The following is a 5618-nucleotide window of genomic DNA, read 5'->3' on the forward strand; positions in this document are numbered from 1 at the left end:
GGCGCCAGAAGGGGACCTGGACGAGGCCCGGGTCCTCCAGCTCGAAGCCGTCGAAGAACCGCTCGACCTCGGAGCGGGAGCGGAGGTTCAAGGTGGCGGTGGCGTTGTTGTAGACGGCCTGGGCGTCGCTGCGGTCGGCGAAGTCGCCGGTGGCGTGCGAGAGCACCACGTAGCTGTCGGCCGGGAGCGCGTCGCGCAGGCTGGCGACGATCTCCGCGGGCTTCTCCGCGTCGGTGAGGAAGTGGAGGACGGCGACGAGGAGCAGGGCGACGGGTTCGTCGAAGTCGATGACCCGGCGGACGTCGGGGTGCTCCAGGACGGCCCGCGGGTCGCGCAGGTCGGCGAGCACGACGCTGGTGGCGCCCGAGCGGCTGAGCAGGGCGTTGGCGTGCGTGTTCACGATCGGGTCGTTGTCGACGTAGGCGATGCGGACGTCCGGCGCCACCTCTTGGGCGATCTCGTGCACGTTGGGGGAGGTGGGCAGGCCGGTGCCGATGTCGAGGACCTGGCGGACGCCGCTGCCGACCACGTGCCGGACGGCGCGGCGCATGAAGGCCCGGTTGGCGCGGACGCCGATCCTCACCTCGGGCGCGGCGGCGGCGAGCGCGTCGGCGGCCGTGCGGTCCACCTCGTAGTTGTCCTTGCCGCCCAGCAGGTAGTCGTAGATCCGCGCGGGGTGCGGCCTGCCGGTGTCGATCTCCTCGGCGCGGAAACCGTTCTCCATCACGCTGCGCTCCTCTCGGCGGCCGTCCGGGCCCTGACCCGGCACCGCTGACGACAGCTTTTCACATCATCAACTTCTCTGCCCACGAGGATAGTTCCTGGTCGAGGGGCCGGACGAAGGCCTTCTGGCCCTCAGCGCAGCGCGCAGTCCCCGCACAGTCCGCCGCCGGGCACGCGGTAGTACAGGCAGCAGCTGCGGCGTGCGTAGGCGGGCGCGCCGGCCCCGGTGAGCCGCAGGTCGCCGGCGTCGCACAGCAGCGGGTCCGCCGTCAGTTCCTCCGCCAGCGCGACGGCGCGGGCGGCCGCGTCGGGCCGCGCGCCCTCGCCCAGGCACCAGGAGTGCAGCACCCGCAGGGTGCCGGCGAGGGCCGAGGCGGCGTTGCCCCACAGCAGTCCGGGCGCGACGCCCGACACCGCGTGCACGGCCGCGCAGAGGGGCACGAGGTGGCCGTGGAGGACGTCCTCGCGCAGCCGCCCCGCGGGCACCTCCGGGGCGTCGTCCGGCAGCCACAGCTCGTCCGGGGTGGACCGGCCGGGGTGCCACCACAGGCGTCCGCCGGACAGGTCGGGCATGCGGCCGGTCAGCGCCGCCGGGCCGAGCGCGACGGACCACAGCCGTGCGGCCAGCCCCTGGTGGGCCAGCGAGGCGGCGACGCGCCGCTCGGAGGTGCGCAGGCGCCGCCCGACCTCCGCCACCCGGCCGGTGAGCGCGGGCGACGGCCGCCCGGCGTACACCTGCGCCAGCGGCACGAAGCCCTCGGCCCGCGGCTCCCCCGGCCCGGTGCGCACGGTGAAGAACGGTCCCGGCCCCACGGCGCCTGCGCCGGTCATCGCGCCCACAGGCCCCTGACGTGCCCGAGGTGCCGGGTCATGACGGCCTGTACGGCCGCGCCGTCGCGGGCCAGGAGGGCGTCCAGCAGCTCCAGGTGCTCCTCGGCGGAGGCCCGCAGCAGGCCACGCTCGGCGAGCGCCGTGAGGCCGTACAGCCGGGAGCGCTTGCGCAGGTCGCCGACGACCTCGACCAGGTGCTCGTTGCCGGCGAGCGCGAGCAGCCCGAGGTGGAAGCGGCGGTCGGCCTCCACGTAGGAGATGAGGTCGCCGGCCGCGGCGGCGGTGACGATCTCCTCGGCGGCCGGGCGCAGCGCCTCCAGCGCCGTGGCGTCGGCGGTGGAGGCGAGGCCGGTGACGGTCGGGACCTCGATGAGCGAACGGATGTGGGTGTACTCGTCGAGCTGCCGCTCGGACACCGCGGTCACCCGGAAGCCCTTGTTGGGCACCGGGTCGAGCAGCCCCTCCTTGGCCAGGTCCAGCAGCGCCTCGCGGACGGGCGTGGCGGAGATGCCGAAGCGGGCCGCCAGCGCGGGCACCGAGTGCACCTCGCCGGGGCGGAGCTCCCCGGCGACCAGCGCCGCGCGCAGGGCGTCCGCGACGAGCTCGCGGTAACTGCCGGTGCGCTGCCCGCCCTCGGCGGGCAGGGCGGGCCCGTCGTGCGCTGCCATGCGGTGGCTCCTCCTCGGCGACGTGGCATGTATGCGACCAGTATCGGTGCCCGGGCGGCTAGAGGACGAATCCGGAGGGGAACGGGTCGGCCGGGTCCAGCAGGTACTGGGCGGTGCCGGTGATCCAGGCGCGGCCCGTGACGGACGGAAGCACGGCGGGCAGACCGGCCACCTCGGCGGTGCCGGTGAGCCGGCCGGTGAAGTGCGTGCCGATGAAGGACTCGTTCACGAAGTCCTGGTGCAGGGGCAGTTCGCCGCGGGCGTGCAGCTGGGCCATGCGCGCGCTCGTGCCGGTGCCGCAGGGTGAACGGTCGAACCAGCCCGGGTGGATGGCCATGGCGTGCCGCGAACGGACGGCCGTGGAGCCGGGCGCCAGCAACTGGACGTGCTTGCAGCCGCGGATGGTGGGGTCCTCCGGGTGGACGGGCGGGTCCTCGGCGTTGATCGCGTCCATCAGCGCCAGGCCCGCGGCGAGGATGTCGTCCTTGCGGGAGCGGTCGAAGGGCAGGCCGAAGGCGTCCAGGGGCAGGATCGCGTAGAAGTTCCCCCCGTAGGCGAGGTCGTACGTGACCGTACGGCCGTCGGCGAGGACGGCCTTGCGGTCCAGCGCGACGCAGAACGAGGGGACGTTGCGCAGGGTCACGGCGGTCGCCGCGCCGCCCTCGACGGCGACCTCCGCGACGACCAGGCCCGCCGGGGTGTCCAGGCGGACCGTGGTGACGGGCTCGGTCACCGGCATCATGCCGGTCTCGACGAGGACGGTCGCCACGCCGATCGTGCCGTGCCCGCACATCGGGAGGTAGCCGGAGACCTCGATGTAGATCACGCCGTAGTCGGCGTCCGGACGGGTCGGCGGCTGCAGGATCGCCCCGCTCATCGCCGCGTGGCCGCGCGGCTCGTCCATCAGCAGGTGCCGTATGTGGTCGAGGTGGTCGCGGAAGTGGAGGCGGCGTTCGTTCATGGTGGCGCCGGGGACGGTGCCGATGCCGCCGGTGACGACGCGGGTGGGCATGCCCTCGGTGTGGGAGTCCACCGCGTGCAGGACGAGTTTGCTGCGCATGGGGGTGTGTCCTCCTCGTGGGTCGGGGGGGCCGGAGCCCGGCTGGGCGGGGCCGGAGCCCGGTCAGGCGAGGCCTGCGGCGATCGCGGCCTCGGTGGCGGCCCTGACCTCCTTCTCCTGCTCCGGCAGCAGCGGCATGCGCGGCGGGCGGCAGGGGCCGCCGTACCGGCCGGTGAGGTCCATCGACACCTTGATGGCCTGGACGAACTCCGTCCGGGAGTCCCAGCGCAGCAGCGGGTGCAGCGCCCGGTAGAGCGGCAGCGCGGTCGCGGTGTCCCCGGCGACCGCGGCGCGGAAGAGCTCGCCGCAGGCGCGGGGCAGGGCGTTGGGGTAGCCCGCCACCCAGCCCTTGGCGCCCGCGGTGGCCAGTTCGAGCAGGACGTCGTCCGCGCCGACCACGAGGTCGAGTTCCGGGGCGAGCTCGGCCAGTTCCCAGGCGCGGCGCACGTCGCCGCTGAACTCCTTCACGGCCTGGATGTGGCCCGCGCCGTGCAGCTCCGCGAGCAGGCGCGGGGTCAGGTCGACCTTGGTGTCGTAGGGGTTGTTGTACGCGACGACCGGCAGCCCCGCCCGCGCGACCTCGGCGTAGTGGGCGTGCACGGAACGCTCGTCCGCACGGTAGGCGTTGGGCGGCAGCAGCATCACGGCCGAGCAGCCGGCGTCGGCGGCGTGCTCGGCCCAGCGGCGCGCCTCGCCCGAGCCGTACGCGGCGACGCCCGGTACGACGCGCTCGCCGCCGATCGCGGCGACGGCCGTCTCCACGACCCGCGCGCGCTCGGCAGGGGTCAGGACCTGGTACTCGCCGAGGGAGCCGTTGGGCACGACGCCGTCGCAGCCGTTCGCCACCAGCCAGGCGCAGTGGGCCGCGTAGGCCTCGTAGTCGACGGACAGGTCACCTGCGCGCAGCGGCAGGGCTGTGGCGACGAGCACGCCGCGCCACGGGCGGTCGGGGGTGGTGTTCATGGCCGTTCCCTCTCTTCCTCTTCTTCCGTCCCGCCGGCCAGCAGGCCGAGCGGCACGGGCCGGGCGAGGGACCGCCCGGGGTCGGTGAAGGGGCAACCGGCGACGGCAGCGACGCCGGGGCCGCAGACGCGGCCCTGGCACCAGCCCATCCCGGCGCGGGTGAGCAGCTTGACGGTGCGCAGGTCGCCGGCGCCGAGGTCGCGGACGGCCTCGCGGACGGCGGCGGCGGGCACCTCCTCGCAGCGGCACAGCAGGGTGTCGTCGGTGACGGTGGACTCCGCCCAGTCGCCGGGGAGCCGGTAGACGGCGTCGAGCACGGCGGCGAACCTCCGCAGCCGCTCGCGGCGGCGGGCGGCCGCGGCCCACGTGGCGTGGCGGGGCTCGGTGCCGCGCAGCCGGGCGGCGGCGGAGCGGCCGGCGATCTCCCCCTCGGCCAGCGCGAGCTCCGCGCCGCCGACGCCGGTCACCTCGCCCGCGGCCCAGACGCCGGGGGTGGGGGTGCGCTGTTCCGCGTCCACCTCGAAGGAGTCCGCCAGGTCGGTGTGCGGCAACAGCCCGTGGCCGACGGCGAGGGCATCGCAGGCGACGCGGCGCCGTGTGCCGTCGGGCCCGGCGAGGGTGACCGCCTCGACGCGGTCCTCGCCGTGGGCGGCGACGACCGTGTGCCGCCAGCGCACGCGGATCCCGTGCCGGGCGAGCCGGACGGCGTAGGCGGCACCCTCAACGGCCTTGCCGAGGGGTACGGCGGTGGCGTGCCGCAGCAGGTCACGCGGGTCGGCGGCCTCGGCGAGCGCCGCGACGCGCGCCCCGGCCGCCGCGAGGCCCGCCGCGACCGGCAGCAGCAGCGGCCCCGTCCCGGCGACGACGACCGTACGGCCGGGGAGCACCAGGCCGCCCTTGAGCATGGCCTGCGCGCCGCCCGCCGTGACGACCCCGGGCAGCGTCCAGCCGGGGAACGGCAGCACCTTCTCGTAGCCCCCGGTCGCGAGGACCACCGCGTCCGCCCGGATCGCGCCCGCCTCGAGCGTGTGGAGGGTGAACCCCGGCTCCATGCACCAGACCTGGCGCTGCGGCAGGTGGGTGACGCGGCCCGTGGCGAGGTGGGCCTCCAGTCGCCCGTGCAGCCCCCGCCAGGTGCGCCACGCGTGGTGCAGGGCCCGGGTCCTGCGCGCCCGGAGTCCCGGCGCGGGCTGCCGGTAGAACTGCCCGCCCGCCTGGAGCGCGGCGTCGACCAGGGCGACCCGCGCAGGACCCGGGCCCTGCACCACGCGTGGCGCACCTGGCGGGGGCTGCACGGGCGCTGGAGGCCCACCTCGCCACGGGCCGCGTCACCCACCTGCCGCAGCGCCAGGTCTGGTGCATGGAGCCGGGGC

General features: G+C 75.8%; 6 protein-coding genes. All 6 read right to left on the reverse strand.

Annotated elements, in window-relative coordinates:
* Positions 1–727, reverse strand: a 727-nt coding sequence (locus PV350_RS43840) for an SAM-dependent methyltransferase (protein ID WP_500338957.1), incomplete at its 3' end; no start/stop codon positions are given.
* 128 nt (positions 728–855) lie between these two features.
* Entirely contained in the window at positions 856–1554 is a 699-nt protein-coding gene (locus PV350_RS43845) for a (2Fe-2S)-binding protein (protein WP_499511468.1), read from the reverse strand.
* Entirely contained in the window at positions 1551–2222 is a 672-nt protein-coding gene (locus tag PV350_RS43850; protein ID WP_500338959.1) for a GntR family transcriptional regulator, read from the reverse strand. Before PV350_RS43850 ends, PV350_RS43845 begins: the two co-directional genes overlap by 4 nt.
* A 58-nt stretch (positions 2223–2280) precedes the next feature.
* Entirely contained in the window at positions 2281–3282 is a 1002-nt protein-coding gene (locus PV350_RS43855) for a proline racemase family protein (protein WP_499511470.1), read from the reverse strand.
* 63 nt (positions 3283–3345) lie between these two features.
* On the reverse strand, positions 3346–4245 hold the full coding sequence (locus PV350_RS43860) for a dihydrodipicolinate synthase family protein (RefSeq protein WP_500338960.1): 900 nt from the start codon (positions 4243–4245) through the stop codon (positions 3346–3348).
* Positions 4242–5513 carry an FAD-dependent oxidoreductase gene (locus PV350_RS43865; RefSeq protein ID WP_500338961.1) on the reverse strand — a complete coding sequence of 424 codons (1272 nt, stop codon included), beginning with the start codon at positions 5511–5513 and terminating at the stop codon, positions 4242–4244. Before PV350_RS43865 ends, PV350_RS43860 begins: the two co-directional genes overlap by 4 nt.
* Positions 5514–5618: the final 105 nt, after the last annotated feature.

Source organism: Streptomyces sp. PA03-6a (assembly GCF_033792765.1).
GTDB lineage: Bacteria > Actinomycetota > Actinomycetes > Streptomycetales > Streptomycetaceae > Actinacidiphila.